Origin of the sequence: Pseudomonas guariconensis, from assembly GCF_015680235.1 — a bacterium.
GTDB classification, from domain to species: domain Bacteria; phylum Pseudomonadota; class Gammaproteobacteria; order Pseudomonadales; family Pseudomonadaceae; genus Aquipseudomonas; species Aquipseudomonas guariconensis_A.
The window spans coordinates 13150-34014 of sequence record NZ_JADLJL010000021.1 but is presented as its reverse complement, the minus strand read 5'-3'; the positions used below and the strand labels follow the sequence as shown (position 1 = coordinate 34014).

Annotated in this window: 19 protein-coding genes; 12 read left to right on the top strand and 7 right to left on the bottom strand. The window is 63.7% G+C overall.

The window, feature by feature from the left end; genetic code table 11:
• The 3 genes from IRZ56_RS15330 (at window position 1) to IRZ56_RS15320 (ending at window position 2016) form a co-directional block, all read left to right on the top strand.
• Window positions 1-606 (top strand): arylesterase, encoded by a 606-nt coding sequence (locus tag IRZ56_RS15330; RefSeq protein ID WP_196145696.1) that lies wholly within the window; start codon window positions 1-3, stop codon window positions 604-606.
• Window positions 607-664: 58 nt separating this feature from the next.
• Complete coding sequence (locus tag IRZ56_RS15325) at window positions 665-946, top strand: hypothetical protein (RefSeq protein ID WP_196145695.1); 282 nt, start codon at window positions 665-667, stop codon at window positions 944-946.
• Window positions 947-1041: 95 nt separating this feature from the next.
• Complete coding sequence (locus tag IRZ56_RS15320; RefSeq protein ID WP_196145694.1) at window positions 1042-2016, top strand: L,D-transpeptidase family protein; 975 nt, start codon at window positions 1042-1044, stop codon at window positions 2014-2016.
• A gap of 155 nt (window positions 2017-2171) precedes the next feature.
• On the opposite strand, the gene oprI is transcribed toward IRZ56_RS15320, so the two are convergent.
• On the bottom strand, window positions 2172-2423 hold the full coding sequence (gene oprI / locus IRZ56_RS15315; RefSeq protein ID WP_003259780.1) for an outer membrane lipoprotei OprI: 252 nt from the start codon (window positions 2421-2423) through the stop codon (window positions 2172-2174).
• Between the two features lie 495 nt (window positions 2424-2918).
• On the opposite strand from oprI, the gene IRZ56_RS15310 reads away from it, so the two are divergent.
• Window positions 2919-3200 (top strand): GNAT family N-acetyltransferase, encoded by a 282-nt coding sequence (locus IRZ56_RS15310; protein ID WP_084854752.1) that lies wholly within the window; start codon window positions 2919-2921, stop codon window positions 3198-3200.
• A 65-nt stretch (window positions 3201-3265) separates the two neighbouring features.
• Here the strand turns inward: IRZ56_RS15310 and IRZ56_RS15305 are convergent, their stop codons facing one another.
• Window positions 3266-4342, bottom strand: a complete 1077-nt coding sequence (locus tag IRZ56_RS15305; RefSeq protein ID WP_196145693.1) for a 3-deoxy-7-phosphoheptulonate synthase — start codon at window positions 4340-4342, stop codon at window positions 3266-3268.
• 317 nt (window positions 4343-4659) lie between these two features.
• Here IRZ56_RS15305 and IRZ56_RS15300 point away from each other — a divergent pair, with 317 nt between their 5' ends.
• The gene (locus IRZ56_RS15300; RefSeq protein WP_196145692.1) at window positions 4660-5157 is read left to right on the top strand and encodes a universal stress protein; all 498 of its coding nucleotides are present in this window, start codon (window positions 4660-4662) and stop codon (window positions 5155-5157) included.
• A 127-nt stretch (window positions 5158-5284) separates the two neighbouring features.
• A complete protein-coding gene (gene cysB, locus IRZ56_RS15295; RefSeq protein ID WP_084854749.1) occupies window positions 5285-6259 on the top strand; it encodes an HTH-type transcriptional regulator CysB in 975 nt (324 codons plus the stop codon).
• Window positions 6260-6393: 134 nt separating this feature from the next.
• On the opposite strand, the gene IRZ56_RS15290 is transcribed toward cysB, so the two are convergent.
• From IRZ56_RS15290 to IRZ56_RS15270, 5 genes are all read right to left on the bottom strand, one after another.
• The gene (locus IRZ56_RS15290) at window positions 6394-7128 is read right to left on the bottom strand and encodes a phosphoadenylyl-sulfate reductase (protein WP_196145691.1); all 735 of its coding nucleotides are present in this window, start codon (window positions 7126-7128) and stop codon (window positions 6394-6396) included.
• A 168-nt stretch (window positions 7129-7296) separates the two neighbouring features.
• Window positions 7297-8640, bottom strand: coding sequence for an aminodeoxychorismate synthase component I (gene pabB, locus IRZ56_RS15285; RefSeq protein WP_196145690.1), 1344 nt, complete (start codon window positions 8638-8640; stop codon window positions 7297-7299).
• A gap of 199 nt (window positions 8641-8839) precedes the next feature.
• The gene (locus IRZ56_RS15280) at window positions 8840-9820 is read right to left on the bottom strand and encodes an alpha-L-glutamate ligase-like protein (RefSeq protein ID WP_196145689.1); all 981 of its coding nucleotides are present in this window, start codon (window positions 9818-9820) and stop codon (window positions 8840-8842) included.
• Window positions 9820-11352, bottom strand: coding sequence for an inactive transglutaminase family protein (locus tag IRZ56_RS15275; RefSeq protein WP_196145688.1), 1533 nt, complete (start codon window positions 11350-11352; stop codon window positions 9820-9822). The genes IRZ56_RS15280 and IRZ56_RS15275 overlap by 1 nt, the downstream gene beginning before the upstream one ends.
• A gap of 5 nt (window positions 11353-11357) precedes the next feature.
• The gene (locus IRZ56_RS15270) at window positions 11358-11894 is read right to left on the bottom strand and encodes an ATP-dependent zinc protease (RefSeq protein WP_084855440.1); all 537 of its coding nucleotides are present in this window, start codon (window positions 11892-11894) and stop codon (window positions 11358-11360) included.
• A 294-nt stretch (window positions 11895-12188) separates the two neighbouring features.
• Between IRZ56_RS15270 and IRZ56_RS15265 the strand changes: the two genes are divergently transcribed.
• The 6 genes from IRZ56_RS15265 to prpD all read left to right on the top strand — a co-directional run bounded on the left by IRZ56_RS15265 (window position 12189) and on the right by prpD (window position 20795).
• Entirely contained in the window at window positions 12189-12905 is a 717-nt protein-coding gene (locus IRZ56_RS15265) for a GntR family transcriptional regulator (protein WP_196145687.1), read from the top strand.
• Entirely contained in the window at window positions 12902-13792 is an 891-nt protein-coding gene (gene prpB / locus IRZ56_RS15260; protein WP_196145686.1) for a methylisocitrate lyase, read from the top strand. Before IRZ56_RS15265 ends, prpB begins: the two co-directional genes overlap by 4 nt.
• A 151-nt stretch (window positions 13793-13943) precedes the next feature.
• Window positions 13944-15071 (top strand): bifunctional 2-methylcitrate synthase/citrate synthase, encoded by a 1128-nt coding sequence (gene prpC / locus IRZ56_RS15255; RefSeq protein ID WP_196145685.1) that lies wholly within the window; start codon window positions 13944-13946, stop codon window positions 15069-15071.
• Between the two features lie 161 nt (window positions 15072-15232).
• The gene (acnD, locus tag IRZ56_RS15250; protein ID WP_196145684.1) at window positions 15233-17821 is read left to right on the top strand and encodes a Fe/S-dependent 2-methylisocitrate dehydratase AcnD; all 2589 of its coding nucleotides are present in this window, start codon (window positions 15233-15235) and stop codon (window positions 17819-17821) included.
• Between the two features lie 148 nt (window positions 17822-17969).
• A complete protein-coding gene (gene prpF, locus IRZ56_RS15245; protein WP_196145683.1) occupies window positions 17970-19160 on the top strand; it encodes a 2-methylaconitate cis-trans isomerase PrpF in 1191 nt (396 codons plus the stop codon).
• A 150-nt stretch (window positions 19161-19310) separates the two neighbouring features.
• Complete coding sequence (gene prpD / locus IRZ56_RS15240; RefSeq protein WP_196145682.1) at window positions 19311-20795, top strand: 2-methylcitrate dehydratase; 1485 nt, start codon at window positions 19311-19313, stop codon at window positions 20793-20795.
• Window positions 20796-20865 lie beyond the last annotated feature (70 nt).

Sequence of the window (20865 nt, the reverse complement as noted above, 5' to 3'; positions counted from 1 at the left end):
ATGCGAGTGTGGTGGTTGAGTGCCGGCCTGGCCCTGTATTGCCTGGCCCAGACTGCGGCGGCGGGTACACTGCTGGTCGTCGGGGATAGTATCAGCGCCGGTTTTGGCCTGGATACCCGCCTGGGGTGGGTTTCCCTGCTGCAGCAGAAGCTCAGGGACGAGGGTTATGACGATCGGGTGGTCAATGCCTCGATCAGTGGCGACACCAGCGCAGGCGGCCAGGCGCGGCTGCCGGCGCTGCTTGCAACCCACCAGCCGAGCCTGGTGGTGCTGGAGTTGGGAGGCAATGATGGGCTGCGTGGCCAGCCGCCGCAGCAATTGCAACAAAATCTTGCCTCGATGATCGATCAGGCCCGCGAGGCCGGTGCCAAGGTGGTGTTACTGGGCATGCGCCTGCCGCCCAATTATGGCGTGCGCTACACCCAGGCGTTCGCCCAGGTCTACGAGCAGCTGTCGACCCAGAAACAGGTGCCGCTGGTGCCATTCTTCCTCGAAGGTGTCGGCGGCGTGCCGCAGATGATGCAGGCCGATGGCATCCATCCGGCACAGGCTGCGCAGCAGCGTTTGCTGGAAAATGCCTGGCCGGCGATAAAACCGCTGTTGTGACGCTTTTATCGGGGGCGGCTTTCGGCTAATGTTGCGCCCCCCGTTCCGAGAGCCCCCGATGCCACGCCCCGCCTGGTCCCTGTATGCCTATCAACTGATCGAGCCCGATGAGCAGCTCGACCTGTTCGCCTGCCAGGAGGTTCGCGTGCACCTGGTGGCTCGCCAGCTCGAGCTGGGCGTGCCGGTCGACCGCACTTTGTGCGGCGGCCTTCTGCCCGCTCAACCGCGCTGGTCCGGGGTGGAGCGCTCGGTCTATCGTGACGGTCGCCTGTGCCCGTTGTGCCGGGCGATCCTCGATGCCCAGCGGCGCGGCATGCGTCCGGTATGGCCGGAACTCTGAGCGCCTTCCATCATCTGAAGGGCAGACGCCTCCCGCTTGTATCGGCGCAGGTGTACAATCGATTCTCTTGACCTCTCTTTCGAAGGATTTACCGGATGTTGCCGCGCCTTCCCGCCGTCACCCGTAGCCTCTCCCTGGCCGCCCTGCTGGTAGCGGGGCCCACCGTTGCGTTGGAATTGCCGTTGCCACCTCCCGGTGAAGACATCGTCGGGCAGGTCCAGGTGATCAAGGCCAAGTACGAGGACACCTTTGCCGACATCGGTACTGCCAATGACCTTGGCTACACCGAAATGATCGCGGCCAACCCAGGCGTCGACCCCTGGCTGCCGGGCGCCGGCACCGAAATCATCCTGCCGACCCGCTACATCCTGCCGCCGGGGCCGCGTGAAGGCATCGTCATCAACCTGGCCGAGTATCGCCTGTACTACTACCCGAAAGGGCAGGGCGTGGTGCACACCTTCCCGTTGGGTATCGGCCGCGAAGGTTGGGGTTCGCCGATCGCCAACACCAAGATCACCGCCAAGACCCCGAACCCGACCTGGACACCACCGGCCTCGATCCGTGCCGAGCATGCCGCCGACGGCGACATCCTGCCCGCCGTGGTGCCAGCTGGGCCGGACAACCCGTTGGGGCCGTTCAAGTTCACCCTGGGCGTGCCGGGCTACCTGATCCATGGCTCGAACAAGAAGTTCGGTATCGGCATGCGCACCAGCCATGGCTGCTTCCGCATGCTCAACAACAACGTGCTGGAACTCTCCAAGATGGTGCCAGTGGGTACGCCGGTGCGCATCATCAACGAGCCCTATAAGTTCGGCATCAGTGGCGGCAAGGTCTATCTAGAGGCCCACACGCCTTTGGACGATCATGGCGATCCATCGGTGGTGGATAAACACACCGCGGTTATCAATGCCTTGCTCAAGCGCGAAGACTTGGCCAACAACCTGCGCATGAACTGGGACATGGTGCGCGATGTAGTGGCGGCGGAAGATGGCATGCCGGTGGAAATCGCTGTACCGGTCAGCGGGCAAGCGGCGCCGATGGTATCGAGCATTCCGCCAGAGCTGCAGTAACGGCGTTGTGTTTAACCCAGGGCCGGTGCCCAGTTAAACCCATAGCGAGGCCTGCCTTAGTGCAGGCCTTGTTCGTTTTTGCGGTGCGCTTTTCGCCAGGCAATAAAAAAGCCGACCCACTAGTGGGTCGGCTCCATAACAATCCGTGAGGATTATTACTTGCGGCTGGCTTTGTCCAGCATGCGCAGAGCGCGCTCGTTGGCTTCGTCAGCGGTCTGCTGAGCCTTCTGAGCGGCAGCCAGAGCGTCATCAGCCTTACGGTAGGCTTCATCGGCACGAGCTTGAGCGCGAGCTGCTGCGTCTTCGGTAGCAGTCAGGCGAGCTTCGGTTTCTTTGGAGACGCTGCTGCAACCGGTAGCCAGAACTGCGGCCAGGGCCAGAGCAGAGAATTTCAGAACGTTGTTCATCGTGTTCCCCTTCAAGGACTTTCTATTAAATAGCCATCTCTCGGAAAAGAGAAACTGGCCGGCGTACATAGTACCCATTACTTGTAGTAAGTAAACTGACTGAGCGCAAGAACTGCAAAAAAAATGTTGCCGGAAGGGGAGGAGGTGACAACCTTTGTATGGCCGGTGTGAAAATTTTGCGCAGCCTCCGTAAAGGGTTGTGTTACAGAAACTTTTTGTTGAACTAAAGGTGACTTCAACGGTCGGCTGGCGTCTTAGCCCTAGAACAAAACCGGGGGCTGTCGCAAAACGGTTCGAGGCATGCCTTGGGCATTTTTACCTGCTGCCACCTTGAGCAATCCTGCTTGTGGCGCCTACTATTTGTAGGTGCCCATGCTGCAGAACGATTCGGATCGCCTTGCGGTCCAAGGGGCTGGGGTGGCGTAGAGGTTCCTCCGCCGGAAAAAACCATCGGTAAAGGTAAGGGTCTGCCGACAAGACCTGCGAGGAGTAGTGATGAGTGAAGCGTTGACCATCCACCATGACCAGGCCGGTCATCAGTTCGAGACCAATGTGGACGGTCACCGGGCGTACCTGACGTACATGGACCTGGGCAAGCAGACGCTGGATATCTATCGCACCTTCGTGCCCAACGCCCTGCGCGGGCGGGGTATCGCCGCTGCCTTGACCGAAAAGGCCCTGGAGTACGCTGAACAGATGGGCTACACGGTGATCCCGTCCTGCTCGTATGTGGAGCGCTATATGGAACGCCAGCAGCGCCATTCGAGCAAGGCCTGAACCCGCTTGGTTCACCGAACATGAAAACGCCGGGCATTGCCCGGCGTTTTCGTTACTGCAAGGCGTCAGCCGCGCTGGCGCTGTGGCAGAACGTCCTTGAGCTTGGTACGCATGCTGCGCAGGGCCTTCTCGGTGGCGCTCCAGTCGATGCAGGCATCGGTGATGGAAACGCCGTATTGCAGTTCGCCCAGGTCCTTCGGAATCGCCTGGCAGCCCCAGTTCAGGTGGCTCTCGACCATCAGGCCGATGATCGACTGGTTGCCTTCGAGGATCTGGTTGGCGACGTTCTCCATCACCAGCGGCTGCAGGGCCGGGTCTTTGTTGGAGTTGGCGTGGCTGCAGTCGACCATGATGTTGGGCTTGATCTTGGCCTTGGCCAGGTCCTGCTCGCACAGGGCGACGCTGACCGAATCATAGTTCGGCTTGCCGTTGCCGCCGCGCAGTACCACATGGCCGTAGGCGTTGCCCTTGGTGGTGACGATGGACACGCCGCCTTCCTGGTTGATACCCAGGAAACGGTGCGGCTTGGAAACAGACTGCAAGGCATTGATGGCCACGGTCAGGCCGCCATCGGTGCCGTTCTTGAAACCGACCGCCGAGGACAGGCCCGAGGCCATTTCCCGGTGGGTCTGGGATTCGGTGGTGCGGGCGCCGATGGCCGACCAGCTGATCAGGTCCTGCAGGTACTGCGGCGAGATCGGGTCGAGGGCTTCGGTAGCGGTCGGCAGGCCCATTTCGGCCAGGTCCAGCAGCAGCTTGCGGCCAATGTGCAGGCCGTCCTGGATCTTGAAGGAGTCGTCCAGGTACGGGTCGTTGATCAGGCCCTTCCAGCCGACGGTGGTGCGCGGCTTCTCGAAGTACACGCGCATCACCAAGTACAGGGTGTCGGACACTTCTTCGGCCAGCACCTTCAGGCGCTCGGCGTATTCATGAGCAGCATTGATGTCATGGATGGAGCAGGGGCCAACCACGACGAACAGTCGATGGTCCTTGCCGTCGAGGATATTGCGCACTACTTCGCGGCCGGCAGTCACGGTCTGCAGGGCCTGGGCGCTGAGGGGGAGTTCCTTCTTGAGCTGATCGGGGGTGATCAAGGTCTCGTTGGAGGCAACGTTAAGGTCGTCGATCGGTAAATCAGCCATCGTGTTACTCGTCAGGTCACGGGTGCCGGCCGCCAGCCCCGTGCGGCCCAGCAGCAAGATTGTTCGCAACGGGGAGCCGAACCTTAGCGCGTTACAAGGTGGCTCGACAATGGGCTGACCCCTGTCGTTACGGGGTTTTTACCGTCAAAACGACTTTTCATCGCCAAGTGGTATCCGACGGGCCCCCAGCGCCCCATCAAATCCCCTGTCCGGGCCCGCCAAGCCCGCGGCACCAGCGCGCCGGATGGCACGGGCGGCCTTGCACGGCGCTGCTAAGCTGAACCTTGCTCTGCCGTTGCGGCAGTCAAGGAGGTCGAATGATCCATTCCATGCTGTATGCCACCGACCTCGGGGTATACGCGCCTTTTGTCATGCAGCACGCCTTGGCCCTGGCGCGGACCTTCAACGCAGAGCTGTATGTGATCCATGCCGTGGAGCCCATGGGGCAGTTCGCCGAATCCCTGTTGCAAAGCTACCTCGATGAACAGACCTTGGATGCGCTGCACAGCGAGGGCGTGAATACGGTCCTGGCCAACATCGAGCAGCGGGTGCTGGAGAATTTTCGCGACGAACTGGGCGAGGAAGCGGACCTGGCCCTGATCCGTGCGGTCAGGGTACGCCAGGGTGACCCGGCCCACGTGATCATCGAGCAGGCCCGGCGGCTGAATGTCGACCTGCTGATCTTCGGCAGCCACAGCCAGGGGGCAGGGGTGGATGTACCGATTGGCCGCACCGCGGCGCGGTTGCTGCAATTGTCGCCGGTGCCCGTCTACATGGTGCCGCTGGCCCAGCATTTAGGGCGTAGGAAGGGGTGAAGACGGGGGTAGGTCGAATCCGTGGCATGTAACAAAATAGTTCTAGATTTATTTCGAGAACCACTAATATAGTTATATCTCGTCGCTGCCAGCTGCCGGTGACCTACCGCTGATCCGAGGGAAACCTATGAAGCTTCAACAACTGCGCTACATCTGGGAAGTGGCGCACCATGACCTCAATGTCTCCGCGACAGCGCAGAGCCTCTATACCTCCCAGCCCGGGATCAGCAAGCAGATCCGCCTGCTCGAGGACGAGCTAGGCGTCGAGGTCTTCGCCCGCAGCGGCAAGCACCTGACCCGCGTCACGCCGGCCGGTGAGCGCATCATCAACACCGCAGGCGAGATCCTGCGCAAGGTCGAGAGCATCAAGCAGATCGCCCAGGAATTCTCCAACGAGAAGAAGGGCACGCTGTCCATTGCCACTACCCACACCCAGGCGCGCTATGCGTTGCCGCCGGTGATCAGCAACTTCATCAAGCAATACCCGGAAGTCGCCCTGCACATGCATCAGGGCTCGCCGATGCAGATCGCCGAGATGGCCGCTGACGGTACCGTCGACTTCGCCATCGCCACCGAGGCGCTGGAGTTGTTCGGCGACCTGATCATGATGCCTTGCTATAAATGGAACCGCTGCGTGGTGGTGCCCCAGGGCCACCCGCTGACCAAACTGCCGAAGCTGACCCTCGAGGCGGTCGCCGAATACCCGATCGTCACCTATGTGTTTGGTTTCACCGGCCGTTCCAAACTCGACGAAGCCTTCAACCATCGCGGCCTGACACCCAAGGTGGTGTTCACCGCGGCCGATGCCGACGTCATCAAGACCTATGTACGTCTGGGCCTGGGCGTGGGCATCGTGGCCAAGATGGCCGTGGATACCAAGCTCGACAGCGACTTGGTGGCGCTGGATGCCAGCGAGCTGTTCGAGGCCAGCATCACCAAGATCGGCTTTCGCCGGGGCACCTTCCTGCGTGGCTTCATGTGCGACTTCATCGAGAAGTTCGCCCCGCACCTGACCCGTGAGGTGATGGCCAAGGCGATCCAGTGCCATAACAAGCAGGAGCTGGAAGACCTGTTCGAAGGTGTCGAGCTGCCGGTGCACTGATCTGGCATTGCGGGGCTGCTTTGCAGCCCTTTCGCGGCACAAGGCCGCTCCTACACCTAATGAAATGGTCCTCCCAGGACCATAGATGTGGGAGCGGCCTTGTGCCGCGATGGGGCCGAAGCGACCCCGCTGATTTATGCCTTGGTTATCAGGTTGCCGGCGTGCAACCCGCATTCCTTCTGGGTGGACTCTTCCCACCACCAACGCCCTTCGCGCTCGTGCTGGTTCGGCAGCACCGGGCGGGTGCAGGGCTCGCAGCCGATGCTGATGAAGCCGCGCTCATGCAGGCTGTTGTAGGGCAGCTCGAGCATGCGGATATAACCCCAGACTTCCTCGCTGGTCATCTGCGCCAGCGGGTTGAACTTGTACAGGGTGCGCTCGGGCGTGGAGAACGCCGAATCCACTTCCAGCGCGGCCACCTGGCTGCGGGTGCCCGGGCTCTGATCGCGGCGCTGGCCGGTGGCCCAGGCGCTCACGGTGGCCAGCTTGCGGCGCAGCGGCTCGATCTTGCGGATGCCGCAGCACTCGCCGTGGCCGTCCTTGTAGAAGCTGAACAGGCCCTTTTCCTTGACGAAGGGGTCGAGCTTGTCGCGGTCGGGGCTGAGGATCTCGATCGGCAGGTTGTACTGTTCGCGGACCTGGTCGATGAAGCGGTAGGTCTCCGGGTGCAGGCGGCCGGTGTCGAGGCTGAACACCTTGACCTGCTTGTTCAGCTTCCAGGCCATGTCGACCAGCACCACGTCCTCGGCGCCGCTGAACGAGATCCACAGGTCATCGCCGAAGTGTTCGAAGGCGAGCTTGAGGATGTCCTGTGGGGACTTGCTGGCATAGGTCGCGGCCAGGGCGGCGACGTCGAAGGGTTGGCTCATCAGGCGGTTTCCATCGGGTGAGTGGCGCTGTGCGCTCGTAATGGGCTGATGGTAACAAAAAATGGCTTTGGCAGTGTCTGTTCGGGCGCTATCGCCGGCAAGCCGGCTCCCACACGAGCGGCGCTGGTTCTGTCGGCTTGCCGGCGATAGCGCGCAGGAGGCGTCGAATCACAGGTGCTGCAAGGTTTCCATCAACACCCGCACCTTGGCGATGGATTCCTCGTATTCGGCCTGCCATTCGGAATCGGCCACCACCGCGCCACCGCCCCAGCAGCTGGCCTGCCCATCTTTGACCAGCAGGCTGCGGATGGCGATGGAGCTGTCCATCTCGCCGCGAACGTCCACATACAGCAGCGAGCCGCAATACAGCGCCCGGCGCGTCGGCTCCAGTTCGTCGATGATCTGCATGGCGCGGATCTTTGGTGCCCCGGTGATCGAGCCACCGGGGAAGCTGTCGCCGATCAGATCCAGGGCGTCCTTGCCGGCGGCTAGGCGGCCGGTGATGCTGCTGACCAGGTGGTGGACGTTGGGGTAGCTCTCCAGGCTGAACAGCTCGGGCACCTTCACCGAACCGATCTCGCAGGTGCGCCCCAGGTCGTTGCGTAACAGGTCCACGATCATCAGGTTTTCCGAGCGATCCTTGGGGCTTGCCTGCAGCTCGGCGGCATTGTGCGCGTCCTGCTGTGGGTCGTCGGCCCGTGGGCGGGTGCCCTTGATCGGGCGGGTTTCCACCCGGCCCTGGCTGACCTGGATGAAGCGCTCCGGCGAAAAGCTCAGCAGCGCGCTGCCATCGGCCAGTTGCTGGTAGCCGGAGAACGGCGTGGGGCAAGCCTTGCGCAAGGCTTGGTAGGCGCGCCACGGGTCGCCCTGGCAGGGGGCGCGGAAGCGTTGGGTCAGGTTGATCTGGTAGCAGTCGCCGGCCTGGATGTATTGCTGGACCTTGTCGAACGCGCTGCGGTACTGCGCAGGCTGCAGGTCGCCGCGCATGGGCGCCAACAACTGGAAGTCGCCGCACACCACGGTGTCGGGCGCCTCGAACAGCTGAATCAGGCGCTGGCACTCGATGCTCGCAAGGCTTGGGTGGAACACCAGTTGCGTGGTGCCGAGCGTGTGGTCGCTGACCAGCGCCCAGGCATACAGGCCGAGCTGGGCGTCGGGCAGGCCGAGGTCGTCGCGGGCCAGGCTCGGCAACTGCTCCAGGCGTCGGCCAAAGTCGTAGCTCAGGTAGCCGATCAGGCCGCCGGCGAAGGGCAACTGGACGCCATCCGGCAACTGCGCCTGGCCCAGCTGGGCCAGGGCATTACGCAGGCGCTGCAGATAGGCCCGACCGTCTTCCTCGGGCTGGGCTTGCAGGTGCTGCAGCGGCCAGGCGCTGAGCAGGTCGAAGCGGCCGCGCTCGGCGCCGGGTCGGGCACTGTCGAGCAGGATCGCGCCGGGGGCCTGGCGCAGGCGGGCGAAGTAATGGGCGGGATCGAGCTGGTAGGGCAGGGGGTGGAGCGTACAGGTTGGCATCAGAGTGGGCGGCGATGACAAAGCGAGGAGGGGATTGTAGACCTGTGCGATGAATGCGCCTAGCGCTGGGCATTACATTCAATAGTGAGCAGGCCATCGCTGGCAAGCCGGCTCCCACAGGCACGGCGCTGTCTCTGAAAACAGCACAGGGCAGGTGGGAGCCGGCTTGCCGGCGATGGGCCGCAAGACGGCCCTGGGCTCAGTGCGGATGCACGTGCCCGAACAGCCCTTGCGACACGCGCACGCGTTGTTCGGCGTCTTCCTTCACACCATCTTTGGCCAGCGCTTCCAGATGTGCCTCGATGGCATGGGTGCGCTGGGTCAGGCCGCAGTCATTGGCGATCTGGATGTTCAGGCCGGGGCGGGCGTTGAGCTCGAGGATCAGCGGGCCCTTGTCCTGGTCCAGGACCATGTCCACGCCGATATAGCCCAGGCCGCACAGCTCGTAGCAGCTGGCAGCCAGCTTCATGAAGCCGTCCCAGTTCGGCAGCTGTACGCCATCCACCGCATTGGTGGTGTCCGGGTGCTTGCTGATGATCTTGTTCAGCCAGGTGCCACGCAGGGTGACGCCGGTGGCCAGGTCCACGCCCACGCCGATGGCGCCCTGGTGCAGGTTGGCCTTGCCGCCGGACTGGCGCGTCGGCAGGCGCAGCATGGCCATCACCGGGTAGCCCATCAGTACGATGATGCGGATATCCGGCACGCCTTCATAGCTGATGCTCTTGAAGATCTGGTCCGGGGTCACCCGGTACTCGATGAGCGCGCGGTCGCGATGCCCGCCCAGCGAGTACAGGCCGGTGAGGATGCTGGAGATCTGGTGCTCGATCTCCTCGTGGCTGATGATCTTGCCCGAGACGGTGCGGTAGCGGTCCTCGAAGCGGTCGGCGATGACCATGATGCCGTCACCGCCAGCCCCCTGGGCCGGCTTGATGACGAAATCGTTGCGCCCACCGATGATCTGCTCGAGCTTGTCGATTTCCTTCTCGGTCTCGATGATGCCGTACATCTCCGGCACATGGATGCCGGCCTTGAGCGCACGCTCCTTGGTGATGATCTTGTCGTCAACGATCGGGTACAGGTGGCGCTTGTTGTACTTCAGGACGTAGTCCGCGTTGCGCCGGTTGATACCCATGATGCCCCGGGCCTCCAGGGCTTTCCAGGTCTTGATCAGTCCGAACATCAAGCGTCAGCCTTCACGAAAGCCTTGAAGCGAACGAGCTCGGTCAGGCGGTAGCCGCGGTAGCGACCCATCGCCAGCATGAAGCCCACCAGGATCAGCAGTACGGCAGGGAAGGTGAAGACGAAGTACACCAGTTCCGGCACGCTCATCAGCAGGTGTGCGATGGACGCGGCGAACAGGGTGCCGATGGCCACCTTCATGGCATGGCCGCCGCCACGCTCTTCCCAGGTGATCGACAGGCGCTCGATGGTCATGGTCAGGATCACCATCGGGAACAGGGCGACCGACAGGCCGCGCTCGAGGCCCAGCTTGTGGCTGAACAGGCTGATGGCGGCGATCAATACCACCACGAAGGTCAGCACCACCGACAGGCGCGGCAGCATCTGCAGCTTCAGGTGCTCGAGGTACGAGCGCAGCGACAGGCCAAGGGCGGTGATCACCGTGAACAGCACGATGCCGAAGCCCAGCTGGGTTTCGCGGAAGGCCAGGGCGATCAGTACGGGGGTGAAGGTGCCGAGGGTCTGCAGGCCGACCAGGTTGCGCAGCACCAGGATGACCAGTACGCCGATCGGGATCATCACCATGATCATGAAGGTCTGCTGGGTCTGCAGGGGCAGACCGTACAGCGAATACTCGAGGAAGTCGGCGTCGGTGTTCTCGTCGGTCAGCTTGGCCAGGCGGATGGCGTTCATCTCGCTGTTGTTCATGCTGAAGGTGACGTTGGCCTTCTTGCCACCATCGACGGTGACCAGGTTGTCATCGCCGGTCCACCACAGCAGGCGGTCGTTGGGCAGGCCCTGCTCGCCGGTGTCCGGGTTGAAGTACAGCCAGTCGTTGCCGTTGAAGCTGCGCAGCCACAGTTCAGGCGTTTGCGGGGTGTCGGCGACCAGGCGGATGGTGTGGACCTTTTCCATCGGCACGTGGGCGATCGACAGCAGCAGATCGATGACCTGGGCCTTCTTCATGGACGAGGTGTCGCCGGCCAGCAGCAGCTTGACGTTGTCGTCGTTGAGGTTGTTGACCCGCTTGATGGTCTCGCTGACGAAGGTCTCGACATCCGCCGAGTGCTGGCGGATCGGCGCCATCAGGGCTTCGGCGGCGATCTTCTCGGGGCCTTCCAGGGCCAGGCTGTCACGGAAGGTCGGGCCTTTGACCGTGGCCTTCTCGCTGCTGTAGCGCTTGGTCAGCACCAGGCGGTAGTAGAGCGTCTGGTTGCCGCTGGCGCGGCGTGCCGACCAGGTCACCTTGCGGTTGCCATCGGCCCGGTTGACGCTCACCCCGTAGTTGTTGGAGATGAAGCTCTCGTTGAGGCTCACGTAGTCACGGTTCAGCGGTGGCACGAACATCTGCACCTTGACCGGGTCCTTCGGGTTGGCGACGAATTCGACCTTGGCGTCGATGTTCCACAGGTCGTCGGTCGCGTCTTCGGTCACCGGGATGCCGAGGATGAAGATCTGATAGGCCGTGACCAGCACGCCCAGGAGCACCAGTACGGTGATCAGGACTTTCAGGTGAAGGGTAAGAGAGCGCATCGGGTTTACTCTGCGGTGGGAGCTTTGGTGGCGCAGGCGGGTTTGCCGGCCGCGTATTTAAGGCTTGGATCGACCAGGGCGTCAAAATGCTTGAGTGCCTCGGAGCCGATCAACAGCGGGAACTGGAAGGCGCTGCGGTCGGTGAGGTTGACCTCGATGGTGCGCAGTGCCTGGCCCATGCAGATGTCCAGTTCGATGACCGGGCGGGCCGTGTAGGCCTTGCCTTCGTCAGGATTGTAGTCACCGGCGCGCCGCTTGATCTTGCTGACACGGGCCAGTGGCCGTTCGATTGGGTGCGAATGGGCGGCGTCGATGGCCAGGTAGAAGCGTACCCAGCTCTCGCCGTTGCGCTTGAAGCGCTTGATGTCGCGGGCGCTCAGCGACGCGGTCTTGGCGCCGGTGTCGAGCTTGGCCGCCACTTCCAGGTCGAGATCGGAAAGGCGGGCATATTCGTTCAGGCCGTAAACGGTCTTTTCCGCCGCCTGGCCAAGGGCCGGCAGCAGGGCGAGGCAGAACAGCAATGAAGCGGGTGTAAGTCTCATAAATCCTGGCGCGGTGCTGTGCGGGTTCGGGGCAAGGCGACTGGCAAGTACTGCGCAAGCATCCTCGTTCATCTGTCAACACCCCAGGGGGTGGCAGACACACTATCCATACTCCCTTGGGAAGCGCGGCATTCTATCACGCCAACGTTTCGACGCCAGCGCGCCGCGATCTGACAGCGAGGGGGGTGTTTAAGTTCGTTCTTAGACAATTGTCGACAATGTTGATTTTGTCTTTGACTAGGCGGCGCTATTTAGCTAGCTTTTGCGCTATCGAAACCAAAGGTGTCGACAATTATGCGGGAAGCCACCCAGGCGGCCTTGGCCACGTCGGATGATTCCGAAACGCTATCGGAGAACGTCTTCCGGCGTATCCAGGCCGCCATCGTCAAGGGCGAGATCGCCCCGGGCAGCAAGATCTCCGAACCGGAGCTGGCCCGTATCTACGGTATCAGCCGCGGCCCGTTGCGCGAGGCCATTCATCGCCTGGAGGGCCAGCGCCTGCTGGTGCGGGTGCCCCATGTCGGTGCCCGGGTGGTGTCGCTCAACCATGCCGAGCTGATCGAACTGTACGAAATCCGTGAGTCCCTCGAAGGCATGGCCTGCCGCCTGGCCGCCGAGCGCATGAGCCTGGCCGACATCGACGAGCTGCGTCGGGTGCTCGACACCCATGAGCGCGACGCCGCCTTCCAGGCCGGCGTTGGCTACTACCAGCAGGAAGGCGATTTCGACTTCCACTACCGGATCATCCAGGGCAGCGGCAACCAGACCCTGGTCAAGATGCTCTGCGGCGAGCTGTACCAGCTGGTGCGCATGTACCGCATCCAGTTCTCCGCCACGCCCAACCGCCCGCACCAGGCCTTCGCCGAGCATCACCGCATTCTCGACGCCATCGCCGATCGTGACGGCGAGCTGGCCGAACTCCTGATGCGTCGCCACATCGGCGCGTCCAAACGCAACATCGAGCGCCATTACCAAGGCGTCGACAACAATAGCCCACGAGGTGAGTCATGACTTTGAAGAGCACGCCCGGCCAGCGTTTCCGTGACGCGGTTGCCGCCGAACATCCGTTGCAAGTGGTAGGGGCCATCAATGCCAACCACGCCCTGCTGGCCAAGCGCGCTGGCTTCAAGGCCATCTACCTCTCCGGTGGTGGTGTCGCGGCCGGTTCCCTGGGCCTGCCGGACCTGGGCATCAGCGGCCTGGACGACGTGCTGACCGATGTGCGCCGTATCACCGATGTGTGCGACCTGCCGCTGCTGGTGGACGTGGACACCGGCTTCGGCGCCTCGGCCTTCAACGTGGCGCGTACCGTGCGCTCGATGTGCAAGTTCGGTGCCGCCGCCATCCACATCGAGGACCAGGTCGGTGCCAAGCGCTGCGGCCACCGCCCGAACAAGGAAATCGTCTCCCAGCAGGAAATGGTCGACCGCATCAAGGCCGCGGTGGATGCCCGTACCGACGACAGCTTCGTGATCATGGCGCGCACCGATGCCCTGGCCGTCGAAGGCCTGAACGCAGCCCTGGACCGTGCCGCCGCATGCATCGAGGCGGGCGCCGACATGATCTTCCCGGAGGCGATCACAGAGCTTTCGATGTACAAGACCTTCGCTGACCGGGTGCAGGCACCGATCCTGGCCAACATCACCGAGTTCGGCGCGACCCCGCTGTACACCACCGAAGAGCTGGCCTCGGTCGACGTCTCGCTGGTGCTGTACCCGCTGTCGGCCTTCCGGGCCATGAACAAGGCGGCCGAGAACGTCTACACCGCTTTGCGTCGCGACGGCACCCAGAAGAATGTGATCGACACCATGCAGACCCGCATGGAGCTCTACGATGCCATCGGCTACCACGCCTTCGAGCAGAGCCTCGATGCGTTGTTCGCCCAAAAGAAAGGTTGAGCCTGTGACGGCCTCATCGCCGGCAAGCCGGCTCCCACAGGTTCGACTGGACCGTCTGTGTGGGAGCCGGCCTGCCGGCGATAGGGCCGGACCAGCCTCCCGGGTTTAGCCAGCAAGATTCGATAACAAGTTCAAGAAAGGAGAACACACCATGGCCGAAGCAAAAGTACTCAGTGGCGCAGGCCTGCGTGGCCAGGTAGCCGGGCAGACCGCGCTGTCGACCGTGGGCCAGGCCGGAGCCGGCCTGACCTACCGTGGCTATGACGTCCGCGACCTGGCGGCCGGTGCCGAATTCGAGGAAGTGGCCTACCTGCTGCTGTACGGCGAACTGCCGAGCCAGGCCGAGCTGGACGACTACAAGCGCAAGCTCAAGGGCCTGCGTGACCTGCCCCAGGCGCTCAAGGAAGTGCTCGAGCGCATCCCGCGCGATGCGCACCCGATGGACGTGATGCGCACCGGTTGCTCGGTGCTCGGCACCCTGGAGCCGGAGTTGACCTTCGAGCAGCAGCGCGAGAAGACCGACCGTCTGCTGGCCGTGTTCCCGGCGATCATGTGCTACTGGTACCGCTTCACTCACCACGGCGTGCGCATCGATTGCACCAGTGACGAAGACACCCTCGGTGGCCATTTCCTGCACCTGCTGCACGGCAAGAAGCCGAGCGAGCTGCACGTCAAGGTGATGAACGTCTCGCTGATCCTCTACGCCGAGCACGAATTCAACGCCTCGACCTTCACCGCGCGTGTCTGCGCCTCGACCCTGTCGGACCTCTACTCGTGCGTCACCGCCGCCATCGGTTCGCTGCGCGGCCCGCTGCACGGCGGCGCCAACGAGGCGGCCATGGAGTTGATCGAGCGCTTCCAGAGCCCGCAGGAGGCCGTGGCCGAGCTGCTGCGCATGCTCGAGCGCAAGGACAAGATCATGGGCTTCGGCCATGCGATCTACAAGGAGTCCGATCCGCGCAACGAGGTGATCAAGGGCTGGTCCAAGCAGTTGGCCGACCAGGTGGGCGACAAGGTGCTGTACCCGGTTTCCGAGGCCATCGACAAGACCATGTGGGAGCAGAAGCGTCTGTTCCCCAACGCCGACTTCTACCATGCCTCGGCGTACCACTTCATGGGCATCCCGACCAAGCTGTTCACCCCGATCTTCGTCTGCTCGCGCCTGACCGGCTGGGCCGCGCACGTCTTCGAGCAGCGCGCCAACAACCGCATCATCCGCCCGAGCGCCGAGTATGTCGGCGTCGAGCAGCGCAAGTTCGTGCCGATCGAGCAGCGTTAAAACAGGGTGAGCCGCGTTCCCTGTGGGAGCGGGCTTGTCCCGCGATAGCGTCAGGTCAGGCAGCGATGTCGAACCGGCCGACCTCATCGCGGGGCAAGCCCGCTCCCACAGGGACGGTGCAAGCCGAGCCACCGAACACCGTGACCGAGCCGGATAACGATATGAACACCGCATTCCGCAAGCCCCTGCCAGGCACTGACCTGGACTACTTCGATGCCCGCGCGGCGGTCGAGGCGATCAAGCCCGGCGCGTACGACGGGTTACCCTATACCTCCCGCGTGCTGGCCGAAAACCTGGTGCGTCGCTGCGACCCGGCCACCCTCGATGCCTCCCTCGGGCAACTGATCGAGCGCAAGCGCGACCTCGACTTCCCCTGGTTCCCGGCGCGCGTGGTGTGCCACGACATCCTCGGCCAGACCGCTCTGGTGGACCTGGCCGGCCTGCGCGATGCCATCGCCGACAAGGGCGGCGACCCGGCCCAGGTCAACCCGGTGGTGCCGGTCCAGTTGATCGTCGACCACTCCCTGGCCGTGGAGTGCGGCGGCTTCGACCCGCAGGCCTTCGAGAAGAACCGCGCCATCGAGGACCGTCGCAACGAAGACCGCTTCCATTTCATCAACTGGACCAAGAAGGCGTTCAAGAACGTCGACGTGATCCAGCCAGGCAATGGCATCATGCACCAGATCAACCTGGAGAAGATGTCGCCGGTGGTTCACAACGACCGTGGCGTGGCCTACCCGGACACCTGTGTCGGCACCGACAGCCATACCCCGCACGTCGATGCATTGGGTGTGATCGCCATCGGCGTCGGCGGGTTGGAAGCCGAGAACGTCATGCTCGGCCGCGCCTCGTGGATGCGCCTGCCGGAAATCGTCGGCGTCGAGCTGACCGGCAAGCTGCAGCCGAATATCACCGCCACCGACCTGGTGCTGGCCCTGACCGAGTTCCTGCGCAAACAGAAGGTGGTCGGCGCCTATCTCGAATTCCACGGTGAGGGCGCCCGCGCCCTGACCCTGGGCGACCGTGCCACCATCTCCAACATGGCCCCCGAATACGGCGCCACCGCAGCGATGTTCGCCATCGACCAGCAGACCATCGACTACCTCAAGCTGACTGGCCGCGAAGAGCAGCAGGTCAAGCTGGTGGAAACCTATGCCAAGGCCACGGGCCTGTGGGCCGACAGTCTGGGCCAGGCCGAGTACGAGCGCGTGCTGCGCTTCGACCTCTCCAGCGTGGTGCGCAACATGGCCGGCCCGTCCAACCCGCACGCCCGTGTCGCCACCAGCGACCTGGCCGCCAAAGGCATCGCCGGTGCCTGGGAAGAAGTGCCGGGGCAGATGCCGGACGGTGCGGTGATCATCGCCGCCATCACCAGCTGCACCAACACCAGCAACCCGCGCAACGTGATCGCCGCAGGCCTGCTGGCACGCAACGCCAACAAGCTCGGCCTGGCGCGCAAGCCTTGGGTGAAATCCTCCCTGGCCCCCGGTTCCAAGGCCGTACAGCTGTACCTGGAAGAGGCGGGGCTGGAAAAAGAACTGGAGCAACTGGGCTTTGGTATCGTCGCCTTCGCCTGCACCACCTGCAACGGCATGTCCGGCGCGCTCGACCCGAAGATCCAGCAGGAGATCATCGACCGCGACCTGTATGCCACCGCCGTGCTGTCGGGCAACCGCAACTTCGATGGGCGCATCCACCCGTACGCCAAGCAGGCTTTCCTCGCGTCGCCACCGCTGGTGGTGGCCTACGCTATCGCCGGCACCATCCGCTTCGACATCGAGAAGGATGTGCTGGGTGTGGTGGGTGGCAAGGAAATCCGCCTCAAGGATATCTGGCCGAGCGATGAAGAGATCGACGCGGTGGTGCGTGCCGCGGTCAAGCCTGAGCAGTTCCGCAAGGTGTACATCCCGATGTTCGCCATCGAGGAAGACAAAGGGCCGAAGGTCGCGCCGCTGTACGAATGGCGCCCGATGAGCACCTATATTCGCCGCCCGCCTTACTGGGAGGGGGCCCTGGCTGGCGAGCGCACCCTGCGCGGCATGCGCCCGCTGGCAGTGCTGCCGGACAACATCACCACCGACCACCTGTCGCCGTCGAACGCCATCATGGCCAACAGCGCCGCGGGCGAATACCTGGCGAAGATGGGCCTGCCGGAGGAAGACTTCAACTCCTACGCGACCCACCGTGGCGACCACCTGACCGCCCAGCGTGCGACCTTCGCCAACCCCAAGCTGTTCAACGAGATGGTACGCAACGAAGACGGCAGCGTGAAGCAGGGTTCGCTGGCGCGCATCGAGCCGGAAGGCAAGGTGACGCGCATGTGGGAAGCGATCGAGACCTACATGCAGCGCAAGCAGCCACTGATCATCGTCGCAGGCGCCGACTACGGCCAGGGCTCGTCCCGTGACTGGGCGGCCAAGGGCGTGCGCCTGGCGGGCGTCGAGGCGATCGTCGCCGAAGGCTTCGAGCGCATCCACCGCACCAACCTGGTCGGCATGGGCGTGTTGCCGCTGGAGTTCCAGCCGGGGACCAATCGCAAAACTTTGGACCTGGACGGCAGCGAGACCTACGACGTGCTGGGCGCGCGGACACCGCGGGCGACCCTGACGCTGGTCATCACCCGGCGCAATGGCGAGCGGGTGGAGGTGCCGGTGACCTGCCGCCTGGATACTGCCGAAGAAGTGTCGATCTACGAGGCGGGCGGGGTGCTGCAGCGCTTCGCCCAGGATTTCCTCGAAGGCACTGCCTGAGTGAGCGGGGCCGCTTTGCGGCCCTTTCGCGGCACGAGGCCGCTCCTACAGGAAATGCGCTCGTCTGTAGGAACGGCCTTGTGCCGCGAGAGGGCTGCGTAGCAGCCCCAGGTTTTCTGCCGGAGCGAGACAATCAGGACACTCGACCATGACACACGCACCACAAGTAAGAATCCCCGCCACCTACATCCGTGGCGGCACCAGCAAAGGCGTGTTCTTCCGCCTGCAAGACCTGCCCGAGCGCGCCCGGCAACCCGGGCCTGCCCGCGATGCTCTGTTGCTGCGGGTGATCGGAAGCCCCGACCCCTACGCCAAGCAGATCGATGGCATGGGCGGCGCCACCTCCAGCACCAGCAAGACGGTGATCCTCTCGCGCAGCGCTCACCCGGAGCATGACGTCGACTACCTGTTCGGCCAGGTCGCCATCGACAAGGCCTTCGTCGACTGGAGCGGCAACTGCGGCAACCTCTCCGCAGCGGTCGGCTCCTTCGCCATCAGTAGCGGCCTGGTAGACCCGGCACGTATCCCACGCAACGGCATCGCCACCGTGCGCATCTGGCAGGCCAATATCGGCAAGACCATCGTCGCCCACGTGCCGATCACTGAAGGTGAGGTGCAAGAGACCGGTGACTTCGAGCTGGACGGCGTGACCTTCCCGGCCGCCGAAGTGCAGCTGGAATTCCTCGACCCGGCCGCCGACGAGGACGGCGACGGTGGCGCCATGTTCCCTACCGGCAATCTGGTGGACGACCTTGAGGTACCCGGCGTCGGGACGCTCAAGGCAACCCTGATCAACGCCGGCATCCCGACCATTTTCGTCAACGCCGCGGATATCGGTTACACCGGTACCGAGTTGCAGGAAGCGATCAACGGCGACCCTGCCGCGCTTGCACGTTTCGAGACCATTCGCGCCCATGGCGCCGTGCGCATGGGCTTGATCGAACACGTCGACCAGGCTGCCGGACGTCAGCATACGCCCAAGGTGGCATTCGTCGCGCCGCCGACCGCCTACACTGCTTCCAGCGGCAAGACGGTCGAGGCCGCCGACATCGACCTGCTGGTGCGGGCGCTGTCGATGGGCAAGCTGCACCACGCGATGATGGGCACCGCAGCGGTGGCCATCGGCACGGCGGCAGCGATCCCCGGCACGCTGGTCAACCTCGCCGCCGGCGGGGGCGAGCGCAGTGCCGTGCGCTTCGGCCACCCGTCCGGCACCTTGCGGGTGGGCGCCGAAGCGCGCAAGGTGGACGGTGAATGGACCGTGACCAAGGCCATCATGAGCCGTAGTGCTCGCGTGCTGATGGAGGGCTGGGTACGCGTGCCTGGCGATAGCTTCTAAACACGCACTTGGCGCTCGGCTTCGAAGAGAGAGGGGCTGCTGTGCAGCCCATCGCGGGGCAAGCCCGCTCCTACAGGCAGCGTTGAGCCTGGAGGAGTGGGGGTGCCCCGCGATGGGGCGCACAGCGGCTCCATATCAAGGGAGCAGACAATGAGCGCCAACGTAGACCTGAACGACCGCCCGGACTACGACCAGGTATTGCAGACCCTCGCCGATTACGTGCTCGAATACCAGGTCGAGTCGAGCGAGGCACTGGACACCGCCCGCAACTGCCTGATGGACACCCTGGGCTGCGGCCTGCTGGCCCTGCGCTTTCCCGAGTGCACCAAGCACCTCGGTCCGCTGGTCGAAGGTACCGTGGTGCCCTTCGGCGCACGTGTGCCGGGTACTTCCTACCGCCTGGACCCGGTCAAGGCGGCTTGGGACATCGGTTGCACCGTGCGTTGGCTGGACTACAACGACACCTGGCTGGCGGCCGAATGGGCGCACCCCTCGGATAATCTGGGTGGCATCCTCGCCGTCGCTGACCACCTCTCGCAACGGCGCGTGGCCAATGGCGAGCCACCGCTGACCATGCGCACGGTGCTCGAGGCCATGGTCATGGCTCACGAGATCCAGGGCGTGCTGGCACTGGAAAATGCCTTCAACCGTGTCGGTCTCGACCACGTGGTGCTGGTCAAGGTGGCTTCCACTGCGGTGTGCGCACGGCTCATGGGTGCCAGCCGCGAGCAGATGCTCTCGGCCTTGTCCCATGCCTTCGTCGACGGCCAGGCGCTGCGCACCTACCGCCATGCGCCCAATGCCGGCTCGCGCAAGTCATGGGCGGCTGGCGATGCTTCTAGTCGCGGCGTACGCCTGGCCGATATCGCCTTGCGTGGCGAAATGGGCGTGCCGGGTGTGCTGACCGCAGCGCAATGGGGCTTCTACGATGTGTCCTTCAGCCACACCAACAAGGACCTGGCGCTCAAACCCGTCGAGCAGCGGGTGCTGCGCCTGCCGCAGCCACTGGGCAGCTACGTGATGGAGAACGTGCTGTTCAAGATCAGCTTCCCGGCCGAATTCCACGCCCAGACCGCGTGCGAAGCGGCGGTGGCCTTGCACCCTCAGGTGCGCAATCGCCTGCATGAAGTCGACCGCATCGTCATCAGTACCAATGAATCGGCGATACGCATCATTTCCAAGGTCGGCCCGTTGGCCAACGCGGCCGACCGAGATCACTGCCTGCAGTACATGGTCGCCGTGCCGCTGATCTTCGGTGGCCTGGTGGCCGAGTACTACGAGGATGCCTTCCACGCGGTGCACCCGAGCATCGACCGTTTGCGCGAGAAGATGGAAATCGTCGAGGAACCGCGATTCAGCCGCGAGTACCTGGAGGCGGACAAGCGTTCCATTGCCAATGGCCTGCAGGTGTTCTTCAAGGACGGCAGCCATACCGAGCAGGTGGTGGTGGAGTACCCAATCGGGCATCGGCGCCGGCGCGGGGAGGGGATACCGCTGTTGGAGGCCAAGTTCCGGGAGAACCTGGCGACGCGGTTCGCGCGTCAGCGTTGCGATGAAATCCTTGCTGTGTGCAAGGACCAGCGGCGGCTCGAGGAGACCGCTGTGCACAGGTTCGTCGATCTGTTCGTGATTTGAAGTCGTCTGTTGCGACCCAATCGCGGGGCAAGCCCGCTCCCACAGCGGTGGGTCTGCTCTAGCTGCTTGT

What these genes read in the sequence shown, in the direction of transcription:
- acnD (WP_196145684.1), top strand. Translation starts at nt 15,233, where the DNA reads ATGAACACCGCATTCCGCAAGCCCCTGCCAGGCACTGACCTGGACTAC.
- IRZ56_RS15280 (WP_196145689.1), bottom strand. Translation starts at nt 9,820, where the DNA reads ATGTTCGGACTGATCAAGACCTGGAAAGCCCTGGAGGCCCGGGGCATC.
- IRZ56_RS15300 (WP_196145692.1), top strand. Translation starts at nt 4,660, where the DNA reads ATGATCCATTCCATGCTGTATGCCACCGACCTCGGGGTATACGCGCCT.
- IRZ56_RS15270 (WP_084855440.1), bottom strand. Translation starts at nt 11,894, where the DNA reads ATGAGACTTACACCCGCTTCATTGCTGTTCTGCCTCGCCCTGCTGCCG.
- pabB (WP_196145690.1), bottom strand. Translation starts at nt 8,640, where the DNA reads ATGCCAACCTGTACGCTCCACCCCCTGCCCTACCAGCTCGATCCCGCC.
- prpF (WP_196145683.1), top strand. Translation starts at nt 17,970, where the DNA reads ATGACACACGCACCACAAGTAAGAATCCCCGCCACCTACATCCGTGGC.
- IRZ56_RS15265 (WP_196145687.1), top strand. Translation starts at nt 12,189, where the DNA reads ATGCGGGAAGCCACCCAGGCGGCCTTGGCCACGTCGGATGATTCCGAA.
- prpD (WP_196145682.1), top strand. Translation starts at nt 19,311, where the DNA reads ATGAGCGCCAACGTAGACCTGAACGACCGCCCGGACTACGACCAGGTA.
- IRZ56_RS15320 (WP_196145694.1), top strand. Translation starts at nt 1,042, where the DNA reads ATGTTGCCGCGCCTTCCCGCCGTCACCCGTAGCCTCTCCCTGGCCGCC.
- IRZ56_RS15330 (WP_196145696.1), top strand. Translation starts at nt 1, where the DNA reads ATGCGAGTGTGGTGGTTGAGTGCCGGCCTGGCCCTGTATTGCCTGGCC.
- IRZ56_RS15325 (WP_196145695.1), top strand. Translation starts at nt 665, where the DNA reads ATGCCACGCCCCGCCTGGTCCCTGTATGCCTATCAACTGATCGAGCCC.
- IRZ56_RS15275 (WP_196145688.1), bottom strand. Translation starts at nt 11,352, where the DNA reads ATGCGCTCTCTTACCCTTCACCTGAAAGTCCTGATCACCGTACTGGTG.
- IRZ56_RS15290 (WP_196145691.1), bottom strand. Translation starts at nt 7,128, where the DNA reads ATGAGCCAACCCTTCGACGTCGCCGCCCTGGCCGCGACCTATGCCAGC.
- prpB (WP_196145686.1), top strand. Translation starts at nt 12,902, where the DNA reads ATGACTTTGAAGAGCACGCCCGGCCAGCGTTTCCGTGACGCGGTTGCC.
- oprI (WP_003259780.1), bottom strand. Translation starts at nt 2,423, where the DNA reads ATGAACAACGTTCTGAAATTCTCTGCTCTGGCCCTGGCCGCAGTTCTG.
- IRZ56_RS15310 (WP_084854752.1), top strand. Translation starts at nt 2,919, where the DNA reads ATGAGTGAAGCGTTGACCATCCACCATGACCAGGCCGGTCATCAGTTC.
- IRZ56_RS15305 (WP_196145693.1), bottom strand. Translation starts at nt 4,342, where the DNA reads ATGGCTGATTTACCGATCGACGACCTTAACGTTGCCTCCAACGAGACC.
- cysB (WP_084854749.1), top strand. Translation starts at nt 5,285, where the DNA reads ATGAAGCTTCAACAACTGCGCTACATCTGGGAAGTGGCGCACCATGAC.
- prpC (WP_196145685.1), top strand. Translation starts at nt 13,944, where the DNA reads ATGGCCGAAGCAAAAGTACTCAGTGGCGCAGGCCTGCGTGGCCAGGTA.